17 protein-coding genes are annotated in these 17,719 nt (G+C 44.6%); 8 read left to right on the top strand and 9 right to left on the bottom strand.

Annotated features, from left to right (window positions below; translation table 11 throughout):
• Positions 1-33 precede the first annotated feature (33 nt).
• The 8 genes from E2626_RS13330 to argC form a co-directional block, all read right to left on the bottom strand.
• Complete coding sequence (locus tag E2626_RS13330; RefSeq protein ID WP_134382274.1) at positions 34-504, bottom strand: hypothetical protein; 471 nt, start codon at positions 502-504, stop codon at positions 34-36.
• Positions 505-837: 333 nt separating this feature from the next.
• On the bottom strand, positions 838-1,779 hold the full coding sequence (argF, locus tag E2626_RS13325; RefSeq protein ID WP_134382273.1) for an ornithine carbamoyltransferase: 942 nt from the start codon (positions 1,777-1,779) through the stop codon (positions 838-840).
• Positions 1,776-4,844 (bottom strand): carbamoyl phosphate synthase large subunit, encoded by a 3,069-nt coding sequence (locus E2626_RS13320; RefSeq protein WP_134382272.1) that lies wholly within the window; start codon positions 4,842-4,844, stop codon positions 1,776-1,778. The genes argF and E2626_RS13320 overlap by 4 nt, the downstream gene beginning before the upstream one ends.
• Positions 4,837-5,898, bottom strand: a complete 1,062-nt coding sequence (locus tag E2626_RS13315) for a carbamoyl phosphate synthase small subunit (RefSeq protein WP_134382271.1) — start codon at positions 5,896-5,898, stop codon at positions 4,837-4,839. Before E2626_RS13315 ends, E2626_RS13320 begins: the two co-directional genes overlap by 8 nt.
• Before the next feature lie 390 nt (positions 5,899-6,288).
• Positions 6,289-7,443, bottom strand: a complete 1,155-nt coding sequence (locus tag E2626_RS13310) for an acetylornithine transaminase (protein WP_134382270.1) — start codon at positions 7,441-7,443, stop codon at positions 6,289-6,291.
• The gene (gene argB / locus E2626_RS13305; protein WP_134382269.1) at positions 7,440-8,213 is read right to left on the bottom strand and encodes an acetylglutamate kinase; all 774 of its coding nucleotides are present in this window, start codon (positions 8,211-8,213) and stop codon (positions 7,440-7,442) included. The genes E2626_RS13310 and argB overlap by 4 nt, the downstream gene beginning before the upstream one ends.
• Positions 8,176-9,402, bottom strand: a complete 1,227-nt coding sequence (argJ, locus tag E2626_RS13300) for a bifunctional ornithine acetyltransferase/N-acetylglutamate synthase (protein WP_134382268.1) — start codon at positions 9,400-9,402, stop codon at positions 8,176-8,178. The genes argB and argJ overlap by 38 nt, the downstream gene beginning before the upstream one ends.
• Before the next feature lie 206 nt (positions 9,403-9,608).
• The gene (gene argC, locus E2626_RS13295) at positions 9,609-10,640 is read right to left on the bottom strand and encodes an N-acetyl-gamma-glutamyl-phosphate reductase (protein ID WP_134382267.1); all 1,032 of its coding nucleotides are present in this window, start codon (positions 10,638-10,640) and stop codon (positions 9,609-9,611) included.
• A 575-nt stretch (positions 10,641-11,215) separates the two neighbouring features.
• On the opposite strand from argC, the gene E2626_RS13290 reads away from it, so the two are divergent.
• From E2626_RS13290 to E2626_RS13265, 6 genes are all read left to right on the top strand, one after another.
• Positions 11,216-11,476, top strand: coding sequence for a hypothetical protein (locus E2626_RS13290; protein ID WP_134382266.1), 261 nt, complete (start codon positions 11,216-11,218; stop codon positions 11,474-11,476).
• Positions 11,476-11,847, top strand: a complete 372-nt coding sequence (locus E2626_RS13285; RefSeq protein ID WP_134382265.1) for a VOC family protein — start codon at positions 11,476-11,478, stop codon at positions 11,845-11,847. The genes E2626_RS13290 and E2626_RS13285 overlap by 1 nt, the downstream gene beginning before the upstream one ends.
• Before the next feature lie 186 nt (positions 11,848-12,033).
• Positions 12,034-12,408: a response regulator gene (locus tag E2626_RS17490; RefSeq protein ID WP_134382264.1), complete on the top strand. Its 375-nt coding sequence runs from the start codon at positions 12,034-12,036 to the stop codon at positions 12,406-12,408.
• A gap of 339 nt (positions 12,409-12,747) precedes the next feature.
• Entirely contained in the window at positions 12,748-13,536 is a 789-nt protein-coding gene (locus tag E2626_RS13275) for a hypothetical protein (protein WP_134382263.1), read from the top strand.
• A 16-nt stretch (positions 13,537-13,552) separates the two neighbouring features.
• Positions 13,553-14,506: a peptide-methionine (R)-S-oxide reductase MsrB gene (gene msrB, locus E2626_RS13270; RefSeq protein WP_134382262.1), complete on the top strand. Its 954-nt coding sequence runs from the start codon at positions 13,553-13,555 to the stop codon at positions 14,504-14,506.
• A 14-nt stretch (positions 14,507-14,520) separates the two neighbouring features.
• On the top strand, positions 14,521-14,829 hold the full coding sequence (locus tag E2626_RS13265) for a hypothetical protein (RefSeq protein WP_134382261.1): 309 nt from the start codon (positions 14,521-14,523) through the stop codon (positions 14,827-14,829).
• A gap of 53 nt (positions 14,830-14,882) precedes the next feature.
• On the opposite strand, the gene E2626_RS13260 is transcribed toward E2626_RS13265, so the two are convergent.
• Positions 14,883-15,692, bottom strand: a complete 810-nt coding sequence (locus E2626_RS13260) for an SGNH/GDSL hydrolase family protein (RefSeq protein WP_134382260.1) — start codon at positions 15,690-15,692, stop codon at positions 14,883-14,885.
• 163 nt (positions 15,693-15,855) lie between these two features.
• Here E2626_RS13260 and E2626_RS13255 point away from each other — a divergent pair, with 163 nt between their 5' ends.
• Positions 15,856-16,326: an SRPBCC family protein gene (locus E2626_RS13255; protein WP_134382259.1), complete on the top strand. Its 471-nt coding sequence runs from the start codon at positions 15,856-15,858 to the stop codon at positions 16,324-16,326.
• The gene (locus E2626_RS13250) at positions 16,307-17,488 is read left to right on the top strand and encodes a class I SAM-dependent rRNA methyltransferase (RefSeq protein WP_134382258.1); all 1,182 of its coding nucleotides are present in this window, start codon (positions 16,307-16,309) and stop codon (positions 17,486-17,488) included. Before E2626_RS13255 ends, E2626_RS13250 begins: the two co-directional genes overlap by 20 nt.
• The last annotated feature ends 231 nt before the right edge of the window (positions 17,489-17,719 follow it).

Below are 17,719 nucleotides of genomic sequence, written 5' to 3'. Positions count from 1 at the left end.
ACCATCCCCCAACCCAAATAAAAAAACGCGCCATCAGCGCGTTTTTTTCGAAAAGCCTTCCTGATCCAGGTATGAAGCTGCTTCATCGTAAGTTGTGAAAATGCCATCCAGCATTTCATCAGCATAGACACTCCACGTGTCAGCATCTTCACGCGTCAAAATAAGCTCCTGCCCATTTGCGTTGACCCATGGCTCATCTGAGAACGGTTCAAAATCAGCCAGTTCCTCTGTTAAAAGAGAGTCGATTGACGCCGCGATCATGCTGCGCAGATCTTCTGCGTTACAATCACGGATATTTGTCATCCCTTTCGCGTCAGATGGGTAGTCGTTTAAGTGAGCTGTGTATACGAATCCGTTGCCGTTCGGGTGAAGGTGATAGACAACGGTTTTCTTCTCGCGGATACTTCCTTCAAAATGGAAGTTAACCCGTCCGAGGGAAACGTTGTGCCTTGTCAATTCGTTAAATGATTCAATGATCTCAAGTTTTTCTTCAAAAGTCAGCATTCAGTCTGCCTCCGTTCCAATATAGATGCCGTTTATTATATCATACTGCCAGTATATCGCCATACAGAAGTGATTATGATCGTTTGTGTGCTCGAGACAAATATAAAGCACTTCACGCCAGGAAGACAGGGCTTCCTTAAGGCATGAAGTGCTTGATTTTAGTAAATAGTGAAGGGCACAGATGAGTCAAATGTCACTAAGCTCACAAAGTCATGGTGTGAGCCGACAAACTTGATAAAGATCCTCTCAAAAGGGAGTCTGATCCTTACAAACTCATCTCCCCAACTCACGAATTCGCCGCAAAAGCTCACAAATCCGCACTCAAGCTCTAAGTCAGTGTCCCATGAGCGCTACAAGCAATGCTTTTTGCGCATGAAGTCTGTTTTCAGCTTCCTGGAAGACCACTGAATGAGTACCTTCGAGTACGCTTGTGCTCACTTCTTCTTCACGGTGAGCGGGCAGGCAGTGCATGAAAATATAGTCAGGATCTGCGTGCGAGGTTAATTGTTCATTTACCTGAAAACCTTCAAATGCTTTTAACCTTACAGCCTGTTCTTCTTCCTGGCCCATACTTGCCCATACATCAGTGTATATCACGTGGGCACCGGAAGCAGCTTCATCAGGATCATGTGTAACAGTAATGGATGCCCCTGTCTTAACACCTTCTGCCTGTGCGTAGGCCAAGATCTCTGCGTCAGGTTCGTATCCGGCCGGGCAGGCGAGTGTGAAATGCATACCCGTCTTTGCAGCGCCGATCATCAGAGAGTGAGCAACGTTATTGCCGTCACCGATATAAGCCATTTTTTTATGTTTGAAAGAGCCGAAAGTTTCATAGATGGTTTGTAAATCTGCAAGTGTCTGACATGGGTGATAGTCATCTGTCAGCCCGTTGATCACGGGAATTGAACTGTTTTCAGCGAGTTCCTGCACTGTGCTTTGTGCAAATGTCCGGATCATGATGCCGTCGAGATAGCCGGACAACACGCGTGCGGTGTCAGCGATCGTTTCGCCGCGACCCATCTGAATATCTCTTGTACTCAGGTACATTGCGTGGCCGCCGAGCTGCAGCATCCCTGCTTCGAAAGATACGCGTGTTCGGGTAGACGACTTTTCGAAAATCATCCCAAGCACCTTACCCTGTAAAAGCGGGAGGTGCTTATTTTCCGGTTTTTTCAGTTCAACTGCAAGTTCAATTAATTCCAGTATCTCATTTGCTGTATAGTCTCTCAGCGTCAGTAAATCTTTATGCTGAATTGTGGGGATAAGCATGTTCATACGAAAACTCCTTTTTTGGGAAGCGTATTGAAAAATGCTTCCGCGGTTTCTTTTCTGGTCCAGACATGCAGGCGATGAATGGAGGCAATTCTAATCACTGACGGATCTGCTTCAAGTGAAATGACTGCTTTTTTATCATCACGATCCATCCATTGACTGAAGTCGGCTTTTTCAGGAGTGAAGACCTCAAAGCCTTTTTCCTCCCATGATTTGATTAACATATTCTCTGTTTTGTCTGTTATATAAATGCTGCCGCCGCTCCATAAGTCAGCGAGCTGCTGGCTTGCTCCGGATAAGGCTTTTTTCATCGCGATTTCAGGATCTCTGTCAGACGCCATCACTTCACCCGTTGATGTCATAACAGGCGTCAGTTCAGGTGAAAGGCCAGGCAATTTGATATGTGAAAATACTGGTGCTTTAACTGTAAATCCACGCTGTCCATTGAAGGTTTGCGAAATACCAAGATCATTTAACTCTTTGCCAAGCATCAATGCTGTTGCATGCTGTACGAGCGGTACATTTGTTGATTTACTGCTGATCGGCACCGTTCTTGATGCCCGCGGATTAATTTCAATCACATACAGTCCGCTATCCTGACAGACAAATTGAATGTTGAATAAGCCTTTGAAATCAAGCTTCTTTGCAATATGAACTGCGGTATCGCAAACCTGATCGAGCATTGATGCGGAAAGTGACAGTGGAGGTGTTACAGCGATACTGTCTCCAGAATGCACACCCGTTCCTTCTATATGTTCATAAACCGCTGCGACCCATGCACTTTTACCATCAGATAAGACATCGACTTCAGCTTCTTTTCCTTGTAAAAATTTATCAACAAGGACAGGGTATTCGATCTGAGCTGTTGCTAAATAAGATTCGAGCTCTTCGTCGCTGTTCAGTTTGATCATGCCGCTGCCGCCAATCACATAGGAAGGACGGAGCAGGATTGGATAGCTCAGGTCATCTGCAGCCTGCCACACTTCAGCAGGCTGGTTAGCTGTGAAGCCTGGGATAACAGGCAGTCCTGCATTTTTCAAAAATGAATAGAAACGGTCGCGGTCTTCCATTTCATCAAGTACCTCAGATGATGAGCCAAGTATATGATAGCCTGCATCTTCAAGTTCTTTTGCAACATTAATGGACGTTTGACCCCCAAACTGCACGATGACTGCCGTAATGCCTTCAAATTCAAGCACGTTCATAATATCTTCTGCACATAACGGCTCAAAATAAAGGGCATCTGCTACTTCGTAATCTGTACTGACTGTTTCCGGGTTGTTATTAATTAAGACAGCTTCATAGCCCATTTTTTGAAGAGCAAGCACGCTGTGTACGCAGCAATAGTCAAACTCAATTCCCTGACCGATCCGTATCGGGCCGGAGCCGATAACAGCTACTTTCGGTTTGTTACTGCTGCGCTCATCTGAAGACCCGCTCCAGGTTGAGTAGAAGTAATTTGTTTTCGCTTCAAACTCTGCTGCACACGTATCAACCATTCTGTAAGACGGCGTCACGTCCCATTTCATACGCTGCTGTTTGATAAAAGAAGTTGGGACATTCCAAAACGATGCAAGCTGTTGATCTGTAAATCCGAGCTTTTTCGCTTCCAGCATTTTGTCCTTCGTGACTTCAAGCCATGTAAGATCTTCATAGGAATTCTGCGCTTTGACCAGGCGTGACAGCACGGAAAGGTAGTACGGCGAAATCTTTGTCCAGCTGTGCAGCGTGGAGGTTGAAATACCTCTTTTTAAAAGTTCGAAAATCGCAAATAAACGGCGATCATCCGGCTCTTTTACAAGTGTTTCAAGTGCCTTGGTCTCAAATCCTGATAAGGCAGGGAGGAACATCCCGTCAATTTTCTGGTCAAGTGAGCGGATGGCTTTTTGAAATGCTGCTTCGATTGAACGTTCAATCGCCATCACTTCACCAGTCGCTTTCATCTGCGTGCCAAGTTTGCGGTTTACATTGTTAAACTGGTCAAAAGGCCAGCGCGGAATTTTAACTGTCACATAATCGAGTGCAGGCTCAAAGCTTGCGAATGTGGTACCGGTAACCGGATTTTTCAGCTCATGCAGGTGATAGCCAACCGCAAGCTTTGCAGCCAGACGCGCAATCGGATAGCCCGTCGCTTTTGATGCAAGAGCAGACGAACGGCTTACACGAGGGTTCACTTCAATCAGGAAGTATTTACCGCTTGAAGGATGAAGTGCGAACTGTATGTTACACCCTCCAACAATACCCAGCGCTTCAATGATTTTAATAGAAGATGTTCTGAGCATGTGGTATTCCTTGTCATGCAGCGTCTGACTCGGTGCGGTCACGATTGAATCTCCGGTGTGTACGCCGACTGGATCAAGGTTTTCCATGTTGCAAATCGTGATGCAAGTGCCGGCAGCATCGCGCATCACTTCATATTCAATTTCTTTATAGCCTGCAATACTTTTCTCGACCAAACACTGATGAATCGGACTTGCTGATAAGCCCTGCTTCACAAGTGTTAAATACGTTTCTTCATCAGAGGCAATTCCTCCGCCGAATCCTCCAAGTGTATAGGCGGGACGGACAATGAGCGGGTAGCCGCAGGACTCAGCGAAAGTCAGCGCTTCTTTTTCGTTGTAAATGATTTCACTGTCAGGAACCGGTTCATTGAGCTTGTTCATCAGAGAACGGAAAGCGTCGCGATCCTCCGCCTGTTTAATCGAATGGATATCTGTACCGAGCAGCTTTACGCCATAGTGAGCAAGAATGCCCTGATCAGTCAGTGCCATCGCAAGGTTGAGCCCCGTCTGACCGCCAACCGTTGCCAGCAGACCATCAGGCTTTTCTTTTTCAAGAATGTCTTTCACGCTTTCCACGGTGAGCGGTTCGAAATAAACGCGATCAGCAGTCGTTTCATCTGTCATGATGGTTGCGGGATTGTTATTGATTAAGATGACTTCGATGCCTTCTTCGCGAAGTGCGGTGCAGGCCTGCGTGCCGGAATAATCAAATTCAGCAGCCTGACCAATCACGATTGCGCCTGAACCAATGACGAGTACTTTCTTAATTTCCTGCTGTTTAGGCATGTGCTGACACCTTCTTTTCCTGTTGAATCAATTTAAAAAACTCATCAAACACTTCATGATGCTCAGCAGGGCCTGGTGATGCCTCAGGGTGGAACTGAACGGTCAGCAGTGGCAGATGCTTATGCTGCAATCCTTCTACACTGCTGTCATTTACGTTGATATAAAGTGCTTCCACATTTGCCGGAAGAGAGTTCTTTGTCACGACATAACTGTGATTTTGTGAGCTCATGCTGACGCGCTTCGTTTTGACATTTATGACCGGATGATTTGCCCCGCGATGACCAAATGCCAGCTTCTCAGTAGATGCACCAAAAGCAATTGCCAGCAATTGATGGCCAAGACAGATGCCGAGTGAAGGATAAGCATTCGCCCACGCGCGATAATCATCTATTTTATGCATGAGAGAAGCAGGGTCTCCAGGTCCGTTAGAAAACAGCAGACCATCTAAAGGAACAGTCATCAGTTCGCTTGTCGAAACGGTGTACGGAAACACAGTAACTGTGCACCCACGATCAAGCAGCGCCTGTAAAATAGACTTTTTATAGCCAAAATCGATTAATCCGATATGAGGTATCCCTTCGCCATATGTCACGGCTTTTTTAGCTGTTACATGAGGCACAACAAACGTACGGATCGGTTTCCATGCAGGAAGCGGTTTGCCTTCAAGCTGCATCACAGCCTGCATCGTCCCGTCTTCACGAATTGTCTGAATGACTGAGCGCGTATCCACGCCCGTCATAATGGGGACGTTATGCAGTACAGAGAATTCTAAAAGAGAAATACCTCTTTCAAGTGTGCCTTCATAAAGCTCAGTCACAACAATACCTGCCGGCTGAATAGCTGCTGATTCCAGGTTAATGTCCTGAATACCGTATTGCCCCATGAGTGGATAAGAGAAAACAATAATCTGACCGTGATAGGAAGGGTCAGTCAGCACTTCTTCATAGCCCGTCATTCCGGTGAAGAAGACGATTTCTCCCTGCACATCCTTAACCGCACCTTTCCATGAGCCTTCAAATGACTGTCCGTTCGACAGTGACAATGTTCCTTTCATGAGAACCGCCTCCTTAATATTGAATATAGAATTTACTTTTGATTTCCGTTGCAGGCGGACGCTTTCCGCCAAAATCTACGCTGTGTGTCTTTTATAAACAAAGATTTAGTGAATAAATATAAATAAAAATGTAATTTTATTCATTATCACGAATAAGAATACTGTCCGGGAAGGGGAAGGCTTCCCGGACAGTTGGTATTTAGCTTTGATGAGATCAAGATGGTTTTTGGGGGATAGGTCAAATTACACTATTCCACGAACCGTCGTGTTTTTTCTCCGAATCAGGATCATTTTTCTCCGAACACTCGTGGTTATTCTCTGAACCATCGAGGTTTTTCTTTGAACATCCCTTGTGATTCTCCGAACCTGACACTAACACGTGCGACAAAATCAACTCACCGTATACTCCAGCTGCATCATCGTTTTCTCCAGCAGCGACGCCGCCTGTTTACATTCTTCATACGTAACGGTCAGTGGTGGTAGAAGCCTGATGACGTTTGGTCCGGCGGGTACGAGCAGCAAGCCGTTTTCTTCCGCTTTTCGCACAATCGGGCCGGCTTCTGTACTTAAAACGATGCCGAGCATCAGTCCCTGACCCTGAATGGATGTTACCTGAGACAATCCGAACAGAGAAGCCAGCTGTTCGCGCAGATAAGCTGCTTTTTTCCTTACCTCATCAAGGAAAATGTCTTCAAACACGTGGTCAACGACAGTTTGTGCGGCTGTGACGGCAAGCGGATTGCCTCCGTAAGTGGATCCGTGTGTACCGGGTCCGAAGTGATCGGCTAACGCTTCTGATCCGAGGATCGCGCCGACTGGGAAACCGCCGCCAAGTCCTTTTGCAAGTGTCACAATATCAGGTTTGAGTGGTGTTTGTTCAAACGCATACCTGGTGCCTGTGCGCCCGATACCGGTTTGTACTTCATCAATGATCACCAGTATTCCATTCGAATCGCATAACGTCTGCAGTTCAGCTGCAAAGTCAGAATCAATCGGATTGACGCCGCCTTCACCCTGAATCACTTCAAGCATGACTGCTGCTGTATCTTCATCAACCGCTTCATGTAATGCTTTTGAGTCATTAAAAGGGATCGTTCGAAACTCAGGCATCAGCGGTCCGAATCCTTCTTTTACTTTATCCTGTCCGGTTGCAGCCATTGCTCCGGTTGTCCTGCCGTGGAAAGACTGTTCAAATGTAATAATGACGTGTTTGCCGGTCGCTTTTCGTGCAAGCTTGATGGCCGCTTCATTTGCTTCAGCACCGCTGTTACAAAAAAGTACACGTGAAAGCGGCGTATCTTTGACCAGGTCAGCTGCAAGTTTTTCCTGAGCAGGGCTCTCAAAGAGGTTTGAGATGTGCCACAGGTTTTCAGCCTGTGCCTGTAAAGCGCTCACCATTGCGGGGTGGCTGTGTCCGAGACTGACGACTGCGATCCCGCTGGTGAAGTCCAGATACGTTTTGCCCTGATCATCCCATACCGTTGTTCCTTCACCTTTTACGATATGCAGTGAACGTCTTGCGTAGTTTTGAAAAAGCGCACTCATTGCACAGCCACCTCCTTTAAAATAGTCGTTCCTTCCAGCATTTCATTGACAATCCGCACTGCCGGAATGTCAGCTTTCAGACATCCGGCAGCAGCCTGTACTTTAGGGATCATGCCGCCATATATCGTTCCGTCTTCAATCCATCCGTTAATTTCATCAGGATGAGTCATGAGAACAGTTTCACCGTTTACTTTAATACCCGGTGTATCAGTGACAAAAAGCAGTTCATCAGCATGGATTGCTGCTGCGATTTTTTCAGCAGCTGTATCTGCGTTTATGTTCAACGCCTGACCATCGGCCGTTCTGCCGATACATGAAATGACTGGCACAGCACCATCAAGCATGTAAATGAGAGAGGGGTTAATGTCATCAATTTTTCCGACAAAACCGTACACCTCTTTATCCAGAAAAGATGCTTTTATTAAACCGCCATCAAAACCGTTCAGACCAACTGCCTGAATGTCTGCCTGTTCGATTTGGTGAACGATCCAGGGATTGACTGAGCCGATCAGTGTTGTCTGAACAAGACTGATCGCATTCTCAGGTGTTACGCGCAACCCGTTTATCACAGGCGTTTCAATCTGAGCCTGACGAAGTGAGCGGTTAATGGCGGGACCGCCTCCGTGAACGATGATGATCCGTTTACCCTTGTGGATCATTTGGTGTATGCCTTTGAAAAATTCAGGCGTCAACCGTTCTAATAAACTGCCGCCAAGCTTGATGACGATTGTATCAGGTTCTGTAGCTTGCGTTGATCTGTACATAGTCATAGGTCAGGTCACACCCCCATGCAAGTCCTTTTCCGTCACCCTGATTTACATTGACTTTCAATTTGATTTCAGGCTGTTTCAAGTACTCTGTCAGCTCATCTTCAGAAAATGAAAGTGGTTCTCCGTCACGGACAACAGGGGTTTTGCCAATCAGAATTTCAATTTCATTTGGATCAATCGTCATGCCGCTGTAGCCTACTGCAGCAAGAATACGTCCCCAGTTCGCATCACAGCCGAACGCTGCTGTTTTCACTAATGGTGAACCAACAACTGTTTTAGCAATTTTGCGTGCTTCAGCATCGTTCTTGGCGCCGTTTACTTCAACTTCAATCAGCTTAGTCGCACCTTCACCGTCTTTTGCAATCATTTTGCCAAGATCCTCGCAGACGTGGAGGAGTGTTTGAACAAATACTTTCCAGTCTGGGTGGGATGGTGTGAGCGTCTGATTTTCTGCCAGTCCATTTGCCATAACCAGTACCATATCATTCGTCGACGTATCACCGTCCACTGTTATCGAGTTGAATGAGCGATCCACAACCGATTTCAGCGCACTGTGTAAATGATCAGATTCGATCGCTGCATCTGTTGAAATAAAGCCAAGCATCGTCGCCATATTCGGGTGAATCATTCCTGACCCTTTTGCAGTACCGGCAACTGTAACTGTTTTACCGTCAATTTCGACCTTGTAAGCAGTGTTTTTTGACACTGTATCTGTCGTTAGTATTGATTGTGAAAAATCAATAGATCCCTTTAGACCGGCGATTGGTTCAAGTTTTGGAATGCCGTATTTCAGACGGTCCATCGGCAGTTTTTCGCCAATGACGCCAGTAGAGGCCACGCCAACTAAATGAGATTCAATGTTCAGCAGGTTCGCCGTTAAATGCTGCATCGTCTGCGCGTCCACATACCCCTGTTTTCCGGTACACGCATTGGCATTTCCTGAATTCACGATGATTGCCTGCATTTTCTGTTCTACTGCAAGTGCCTCTTTCGTTACTTTTAAAGGTGCAGCCTGAACCGCGTTCGTCGTATATACGCCTGCCGCATTCGCAGGCACGTCACTCACTAAAAGTGCGAGATCGTTCTTTTTATGTTTAATACCGCAGTGAAGACCTGCAGCTTTAAATCCAATTGGCGATGCAATATTGTTACCCGAAATCTTTTTGATGGATGGATATACTGTGGTCATAATAGTCCTCCCTGAAAATGCTTTTTATGACTTGAGCTAATCTGAGCTGAACCTTGGAGTGGAGGACGAAGACTCCGGCGGAAAAACGATCGGGAAAGACCCCGCAGGGCAGCGGTTTTCTGACCTGGCCTGAGCGTTCGTCCGCAGAAAGCGAAGTCCTTCACGGAAAGGTGAAGCGGTTTTTGGATGACGAATTTGATTTACAATTAAATATACGAAGGGACCAGATCCAGCCCTTCAGTTTCCTTAAACCCAAATTGAACGTTCATGTTCTGTATCGCCTGACCTGCTGCGCCTTTGACGAGGTTATCGATGACGGAAACGATTGTCGCCCGATTTGTCCTCGGATCTACGTGCAGCTGGAGGTCGCAGTAATTTGAGCCGTATACCTGATTCGTACTGAATTTTGGTCCATCTGGCATCACTCGTACAAAAGTTTCGTCCGAATAAGTGTCCTGGTAACATTCCTGCAACTGCTTTTTGGATACGCCGTCAGCAAGCGGTGCATAGGCAGCTGCCAAAATTCCCCGCGTCATCGGCACGAGGTGGGTGCTGAAGGTGATGGGTCGCGTTTTCTCCGCAAATTGAGCAAGTCCGGTTTCGATTTCCGGTATGTGCTGATGTTTATTTACTTTATATATAGATAAGCTTTCATTCGTTTCGCTGAAATGTGTCATCTGATTCGGTTTGTTTCCGGCGCCTGAGACACCACTTTTTGCGTCAATAATGAGACTGTCTGTATCAATCAATCCATTTTTAACTGCAGGAAGCAGGCTGAGCAGCACAGCAGTCGGATAACATCCCGGATTTGCAACCATGACAGCATCTTTTACAGCTTCACGATTCCATTCAGTCAGACCATATACTGATTTCCGTAAAGAGGTTTCAGGTGCAGGCTCTTTCCCGTACCACTCACTATAATCCTGGGCTGATAAACGATAATCACCTGACAGATCAATGATCCTTGGTCCTTTTCCGATCAGCGGGGGAAGCAGTCTGCTTGTTACACCGCTTGGAGTACTCGTGAAGATAACATCCAGTTTTGCTAAATGTTCGATTCTGATTTTATGTAGAGGTGTATCATAAATATTCATTAAATATGAATATTTATGAGAAAACAGCTCTCCTTCATCAGACGAAGTAAAAAGGTCGATTGAGGAAATTCCGCTGTGACGATGTAAAAGCCTGATGAGCTCAAGACCGCCATAACCGGTTGCACCTATAATTCCAACTTTCACATCCATCACTCCAAAAAAATATGTTAGGCATATTATAGGTATGTATAAAAATAAAATCAACCGTATTTTTATAAAATGTTTATCAATTCAGAATATGGTAGCGCTTACAATATAGATAGGAGTAGTAAGAAAACTTTTTTTGATAAAATGATGAAAAACATCATCTGTTTTAATTTTTTGGCTCTGTTAAAGGTGGCTGTTGATTTCCGCTCTAGGGAGAACGCTTTCCGCAGGTGCGCCGTTTTATGGCGCAACCCTAGTCTCCTCGGCTTCGCCTGCGGGGTCTCACCTGTCACGCTTCTCCTGCTGGAGTCGTCCCCCTTCCGCTGCAATCAACAGCTGTACCAAAACAACATTGGTCTTTAACATAGCTAATTTTAATTATAAGGAAAGTTTCAGCGCTCTAATCCTGCACATTCATCAAACGGTTTTAGCAGCTGAATGGAAAGAGTTGAAGGTGACGGATTATAAGACTTGTCAATATCTTTCCGGCTTAAAATTGGTTAGGATAGAGAGAAGAATTTGTATCAGAGGAGGGGATCAGTATCAGTCACATTGCGTCGCAGGCGTATATTATGATTACGCGCAAAATTGAGTGGGAAGAGCAGCATATCATTGAACATGAAAGCTATTTGCACCTGTACCCTCAAAAACTCACGGATGCTTCAAATGAATTTCACCTTAATGAAATTCTGGACCTTTCCTATAAAGAAAGCATAAAAAGTTTTGGACTGCTATATGTTCATACAACGAAAGGGTTATTTCCCTATAAAGTGAGAGAAAATCCGCTGACTTTTATCAGACAGGTTGAAGAAAAAATAAAGGAGATGAAATAATGAGCTTTCTGTTTGAAGGCATTGACCATATACAGCTGACTGCACCTGCCGGAAGTGAAGATGAAGCGCGCCGATTCTACTCCGGTCTTTTAGGGTTGAAAGAGATGCCAAAGCCTGTTAACCTTCGTGGAAACGGCGGATGCTGGTTTATATGCGGGAACCAGGAAATTCATATTGGCCGGGAAGAGAATTATACACCGCCGAAAAAAGCGCATCCTGCTTTCGTCGTGAAACATGTTGACGAATTGAGGACCCGTCTGTCAGAAGAAAGTGTTTCTATTTTTGAAGAAGAGCCGATTGAAGGAAGAACCCGATTTTTTGTAAGGGATCCTTTCGGGAATAAATTAGAATTTTTGGAGTATCACGTTTAAAGACTTTAAATAGAAGGTAAACAGGGCGTTTGATTGACAGCCTTTGACAAAAACACTAAAGTGTGAAAAGATAAGAACATCTGATCGCAGGATTTTGTGATGTAAGGAGCGTATTTTTTTCATATTAAAATATATTGTACAAGTGACCGTTTGCTTATGGAATGAAGTAGTTAGGAGGTCATCAGTATGCAGCGAATCATGATTATTGAGGATAACGCTGATCTTCGCCTGGATCTCTCGGAACAGGTTTCAGACCTGGGGTATCAATCCATACCGGTTACAGATTTTGAACGGATTATAGAGCATTTTATCGAAGAAAAGCCAGACCTGGTGCTCTTGGATGTGAAACTTCCTTTTTTCGACGGCTATTATTGGTATCGTCAAATCAGAGAGTATTCCAAATGTCCGATTGTCTATCTGTGGCATCTTGAAGATACAACTAGAGGATTACAGTTGGCAAGAGAAGGACGGAAAACAACTGGAGATGTGTTACCGTTGACGTCGGAAATGCTAAGAACCACTTTAACACAACATTTAAAAAATAGAATGAACAATAAATAACAAATGACTCCCTGTCTTGCATTAGGGAGTTTTTCTTTTGCCTTTTTTATTATAAAACACCATCTTGACCACCACTGCAACATGTGGGGAGAATAGGATGCTCTTGAGTAGTGATTGCTACAAGTACGGGAGTGAATCGCTACCGCCCGAGCGCTGATTGCTACGAGTGATAGGGTGAATCGCTACCACCCATGCGTGGACGACGACAAGTTCCAGGGTAGAACGCTGCTGCCTGCCCGGCAGAAATTGCTCAATGAGTGCTCTGTCAGTCTGGGATAATTTTTGAAACAATTTCCTGCATTAAACGTATTAAATGGTAGAGAGAAAGAGGTGGGTGTGGTGAAAAAAGAAAATACTGCGTTGGCTGCGGGTCTCGTGTTTATCGGAGTCGTAATGGCGGGAATGTTTTATTTTGAAGTGGAAGTATTGGCTGCGCTGGCGTTTCCGGTATTTGCGATTGGGATGTCTCCTTACTTTTACATAAGGTCAAAAGAAAAAGAAAAGAAATGGTTATCAAAGGCTGCTGCACTTGATGGGCGTTCAGTGCTTGATGAAACGGAATGGATTTTTGAACGCAATGGAAGTCCGGCTGCTTCAATGTCGATATTGAACAAAGGTGGAGCGTACATCGGAGCGTACAAAATTGTAAACTTACCATTCATCAAGAAGGTATCTTCAATGGTTTTTGCAGGAGCGGACGCGTACTATTCATTTACGGCAGGTGTTTTTACCTCTCACAATGAGCCGGCGGCAGCATTTCAAAAGAGGAAAGAAGACAAACAGACGGTATTGGAAATCAGAGGTCACAGCGGGGAAACGGCCGGTTATTATAAAGAAGACAATAAAAAGCTGACGAGAATCAATGGTGCTATTTACACAGCTGACGGAGATTTGCTTTGTGAAGTAAAGACAAAATCAATGGCGGGTGATTTTGATATACATACAACAGATGGCAGATTTTTTGCTTCCTACAGATTTGGCTATTTTGATTATGCAATGAAGCCGCAATTTCAAAAATCAGTCGCGCTTGATATTGTAAAAGTGGGAAATGAGCTGTCACATGGTGAAAAAACCATAGCTGCGGCAGTTGTCTGCTACTGGATGAGTTATATGCAACGAGGAAATTGATAAGGGTGTGTCTGGAATGGAAAAAGCAATGTTTGCCGGTGGATGCTTCTGGTGTTTAGTCAGACCGCTGCATGAGCGGGATGGGGTAGAAAAAGTTGTGTCCGGCTATACAGGCGGATCGGAAGAAGACGCTGTCTATTCAAGAGTTAAAAACGGTGACACGGGTCATGTTGAAGCAGTTTATATTGAATATGATGCTGAGCGAATCTCTTATTCAGACTTAATTGATATATATTGGCCTCTGACTGATCCGACAGATGCTGAGGGTCAGTTTTCCGACCGTGGCGCTGCGTACCGCTCGATTATTTTTACTTTTACGGAGGAGCAGAGAGCTGAGGCAGTGAGGTCCAGGGATGAGCTTGCAGATAGCGGACGTTTTGAACAGCCGATTGTAACAAAGATAAAGGAAGCGGGACCTTTTTATCCCGCAGAAGATTTCCACCAGGACTTTGATTTGAAAAACGGCTTCCGTTATGCGCTTTATGTACAGGGGTCCGGACGTGAGAAATTTAAGCGCAAGTATTGGCCAAAAGACCGGTCACATTTAAAAGAAAAACTCACGGAGATGCAGTATGCTGTGACGCAGGAGAACGGCACGGAGCCTCCCTATGAAAATGAATACTGGGACAATGATCGTGAAGGGATCTATGTTGATATTGTCTCAGGGGAACCGTTGTTTTCATCCCGGGATCAGTATGACGCTGGCTGCGGATGGCCTTCGTTTACAAAGCCAATTACTGATTCAATGGTGGAAGAGAAGTGGGACGTATCAACAAAGCATACGCGTCGTGAAATCAGAAGCCGTCATGCTGATTCACACCTTGGCCATGTGTTCGAGGATGGACCGGCAGAAAAGGGTGGTATGCGCTATTGTATTAACTCTGCAGCACTCAGATTTATTCCGAAAGAACGGCTTGAAGAAGAAGGTTACGGTGATTTTATGATATTATTTGCTTTAAGGAAAGATTAGAGGGGGACCTATTGTTGAAGAATGCCAAGGTGGCTTTGCTGTTGTTTGGAAGCCAGTTTTTTTATTTATTATTTCTGCCGATCTGGTTTACCTTTTACGGTGTGTCTCTGATGAATATTGAGCAGGACGGTTCATTTGCAGGGCGAATGGTGCTATATGCGGTAGGTTCTTATCCGGTTGTGCTGATGATCGCCATTGTGATTTCCTGGATGTCGTATCACCGATTGAACTGGAAAAAAATGCTCCTCGTGAACAGTTTGCCGATCGTCTGGATTGCACCAATTTTGTTTACGTTTATATTCGCAACGATCTTCGGTGGATAGAGATAACTGCTGAAAAAAGCATCATTGCCTGATGGGGCAGTGATGCTTTTTGGTTACTCGCCAAATTTCGGCTGTGTCATTTTATTTTGATAAAGCTGGTTAAACCACATTTCGTATCCGAGGTCATTTGGATGGATTTTGTCATGCAACATGTCTTCGATTGCAATGTTGCGTTCTGTCATTTCATTTAAAATGGCATCATGTGTATCAAAATAATGCCATCCGTTTTCAGCGGCCACTGACTTTGTTAAGTTGTTGTAGTCTGCAAACGTTAAACCGAGTTCATTCAAACCTGATTCACTGAGGTTCGTTTTTAAAATCGGGTTGGGTGAAATAAACAGTATTTCGATCCCGGGGATTTGCTGGGTAAATGTGCGGTACAGTTCTTCTAATGAAGCTTTTGTTACATCCAACGGCACATTTTGGCGGTAATTATTAATGACGGACGTTTCCAGGATGAGCAGATCAGGTCTGCTTTTTAACACACTTTCAATGACTTCGGGACGTAAAAGCATTTCAGATGTATAACCTGAATGACCGTGGTTTGCAATAGTGACGTGTTTTAAAGGTCTTGAAGTACTGCGGATTTCATTCTGAAGTCTTGCGCGCCATGTGGTTGAAGGTACGCTTGCACCAACACCCTTTGTTACGCTGCTTCCAAGTGTTGCAACGCGGGCTGAGCCATTTTTTAATACGCGGTACGTCAGAAAATCTATATATGAAAGTTCATCATTATGTGCAGGGTTCAGTTTGTGGAGCTCCTCGGCTACGGCACTCTGTTTTGATCTGTATTCGCCTCGTACCATTCCCATGAGGACAAAGAACACACAGCTGATTAATAACAATTTGGCTAAATGTTTCATCTGTCAGATACATTCCTTTCGTCGTTCAGTAACATTTTATAAATATGATTGTAACAAAAATGTAATAATGCATCAATAGGTCAACTGTCTTCCCCATTCTGCACTATGAATGGATACGCGTTATAATGATATTAAGTAAACGTACACAGGGGGTTTTAAGTTAATGGGTGCTTTAAATCAGACGATGGTCATTGATCGTCCGTTAGAGACGGTTTTTAAACAAACAATACAGATGGAAAAGTCGCCTGAGATTATGGATCAGGTAGAAAGTGTGAAAAAACTGACTGAAGGGCCGCCGGGAAAAGGAACGCGGTACGAAGAAGTCAGAGATCTGGGCGGGCGGAAAGTTCAGTCTGAACTGATTGTGACTGAACTTGTAGAAAACCAATCGTACGCTGTTACGAGTGAACAGAACGGGGTAAAAATAAACTTCCGATATACATTTCGGGAGCAGGATGAAAACAGTACCTTTGTGACATTCGATGGCACCGTTACGACGCAGGGCCTTGCCCGGTCTTTATTTAAAGGAATGATTGTAAGAATGATTTCAAAAGAAGAGTTATTCCATTTACAAAAATTGAAAAAATACATTGAGAAACAAACGGAGGATCAGCATGATAAAAATATCGATTAAAAAAGGTTATTCAGAAAAAATACGGGAAGGCTTCCCACTGCTGACAAAAGAAATGGTGCAGCAGGGTGATATTGATGACGAAGGAAAAATATTCACTGCCATTGACCCGCGTGGAAAGTTTATCGCCAGAGGTTACCTTGGAAAACAGAATAAAGGTTCTGGCTGGCTGCTTACTTGGGATCACCAGGAAGAAATCAACGAAGCACATTTTAAAAAGAAAATTGAAGAAGCTGCTGAACACAGGCATGCATTTTTTGAAGATGACCAGACGGATGCTTTCCGCCTGTTTAACGGCGAAGGTGACGGCATTGGCGGTCTGACGATCGATCACTATGCAGATCACTATCTCTTCACGTGGTACAGCGAAGGAATCTATATGTTCAGAGATGAAATCATCCGTGCATTTGAGGAGGTCATTTCTTATAAAAGTATCTATGAGAAAAAGCGCTTTGACTCAAAAGGGCAATATGTTGAAGATGATGACTTTGTAAAAGGTGAACGTCCTGACTTTCCGTTAATCGTAAAAGAAAACGGTGCTCATTTTGCCGTTTATCTAAATGATGGTGCAATGACTGGTATATTCCTGGATCAGCGCGATGTACGGAAGGCGATACGTGACGAATATGCTGAAGGAAAAACAGTGCTGAATACTTTTTCATATACAGGTGCCTTTTCAGTATTTGCAGCACTTGGCGGTGCAATGAAAACGACCAGTGTGGACCTTGCCAATCGCAGCGTTTCAAAAACAATTGAGCAGTTCAGTATGAACGGAATTGATTATGAAGCGCAGGACATCCTGGTACGTGATGTATTCCGCTACTTTAATTACTGTGTAAAAAATGAGATAAAGTTTGACCTGGTCGTAATGGACCCTCCAAGCTTTGCGCGTTCGAAAAAACATACATTTTCAGCGTCAAAAGATTATAAAAACCTTGTAAAACAGGCAATCGATATTACTGAGAAAAAGGGGATCATCGTCGCTTCAACTAATGCTGCTTCATTCGACATGAACAAATTCAAAACGTTTATTGATCAGGCATTTAAAGAAAAAGGCGCACGCTACAAAATCATCGAAACCTATTCATTGCCGGAAGACTTCCGCACAACAGAAGACTACCCCCTAGGTGATTACTTGAAAGTCTGTGTGATACAGACGCGATAGGTGGAAATGTAGCAATTCCAGCCAGAGCGGTAGCATTCTTCACTCAGGCGGTGGCGATCCACCCGGGAACTTGTAGCAACCACCCGGGCGCCCGGTAGCAATCACAGTATTTCAATGCCTGATCCGCTAAACCGATCGCCGTGTTCCACTAAGATCAGCGTAGTGCATACGACTTTGATTGATCATTATGATCGTGCTTGAAAAATCCAGTTGTTCCTTGGAGTGGAGGAC

Origin of the sequence: Jeotgalibacillus salarius (genome assembly GCF_004405125.1) — a bacterium.
GTDB classification, from domain to species: domain Bacteria; phylum Bacillota; class Bacilli; order Bacillales; family Jeotgalibacillaceae; genus Jeotgalibacillus; species Jeotgalibacillus salarius.
The sequence above is the reverse complement of the archived record's forward strand: the minus strand, read 5'-3'. Positions and strand labels throughout refer to the sequence as shown.

What these genes read in the sequence shown, in the direction of transcription:
- E2626_RS13330 (WP_134382274.1), bottom strand. Translation starts at nt 504, where the DNA reads ATGCTGACTTTTGAAGAAAAACTTGAGATCATTGAATCATTTAACGAA.
- argF (WP_134382273.1), bottom strand. Translation starts at nt 1,779, where the DNA reads ATGAACATGCTTATCCCCACAATTCAGCATAAAGATTTACTGACGCTG.
- E2626_RS13320 (WP_134382272.1), bottom strand. Translation starts at nt 4,844, where the DNA reads ATGCCTAAACAGCAGGAAATTAAGAAAGTACTCGTCATTGGTTCAGGC.
- E2626_RS13315 (WP_134382271.1), bottom strand. Translation starts at nt 5,898, where the DNA reads ATGAAAGGAACATTGTCACTGTCGAACGGACAGTCATTTGAAGGCTCA.
- E2626_RS13310 (WP_134382270.1), bottom strand. Translation starts at nt 7,443, where the DNA reads ATGAGTGCGCTTTTTCAAAACTACGCAAGACGTTCACTGCATATCGTA.
- argB (WP_134382269.1), bottom strand. Translation starts at nt 8,213, where the DNA reads ATGACTATGTACAGATCAACGCAAGCTACAGAACCTGATACAATCGTC.
- argJ (WP_134382268.1), bottom strand. Translation starts at nt 9,402, where the DNA reads ATGACCACAGTATATCCATCCATCAAAAAGATTTCGGGTAACAATATT.
- E2626_RS13290 (WP_134382266.1), top strand. Translation starts at nt 11,216, where the DNA reads ATGATTACGCGCAAAATTGAGTGGGAAGAGCAGCATATCATTGAACAT.
- E2626_RS13285 (WP_134382265.1), top strand. Translation starts at nt 11,476, where the DNA reads ATGAGCTTTCTGTTTGAAGGCATTGACCATATACAGCTGACTGCACCT.
- E2626_RS17490 (WP_134382264.1), top strand. Translation starts at nt 12,034, where the DNA reads ATGCAGCGAATCATGATTATTGAGGATAACGCTGATCTTCGCCTGGAT.
- msrB (WP_134382262.1), top strand. Translation starts at nt 13,553, where the DNA reads ATGGAAAAAGCAATGTTTGCCGGTGGATGCTTCTGGTGTTTAGTCAGA.
- E2626_RS13260 (WP_134382260.1), bottom strand. Translation starts at nt 15,692, where the DNA reads ATGAAACATTTAGCCAAATTGTTATTAATCAGCTGTGTGTTCTTTGTC.
- E2626_RS13255 (WP_134382259.1), top strand. Translation starts at nt 15,856, where the DNA reads ATGGGTGCTTTAAATCAGACGATGGTCATTGATCGTCCGTTAGAGACG.
- E2626_RS13250 (WP_134382258.1), top strand. Translation starts at nt 16,307, where the DNA reads ATGATAAAAATATCGATTAAAAAAGGTTATTCAGAAAAAATACGGGAA.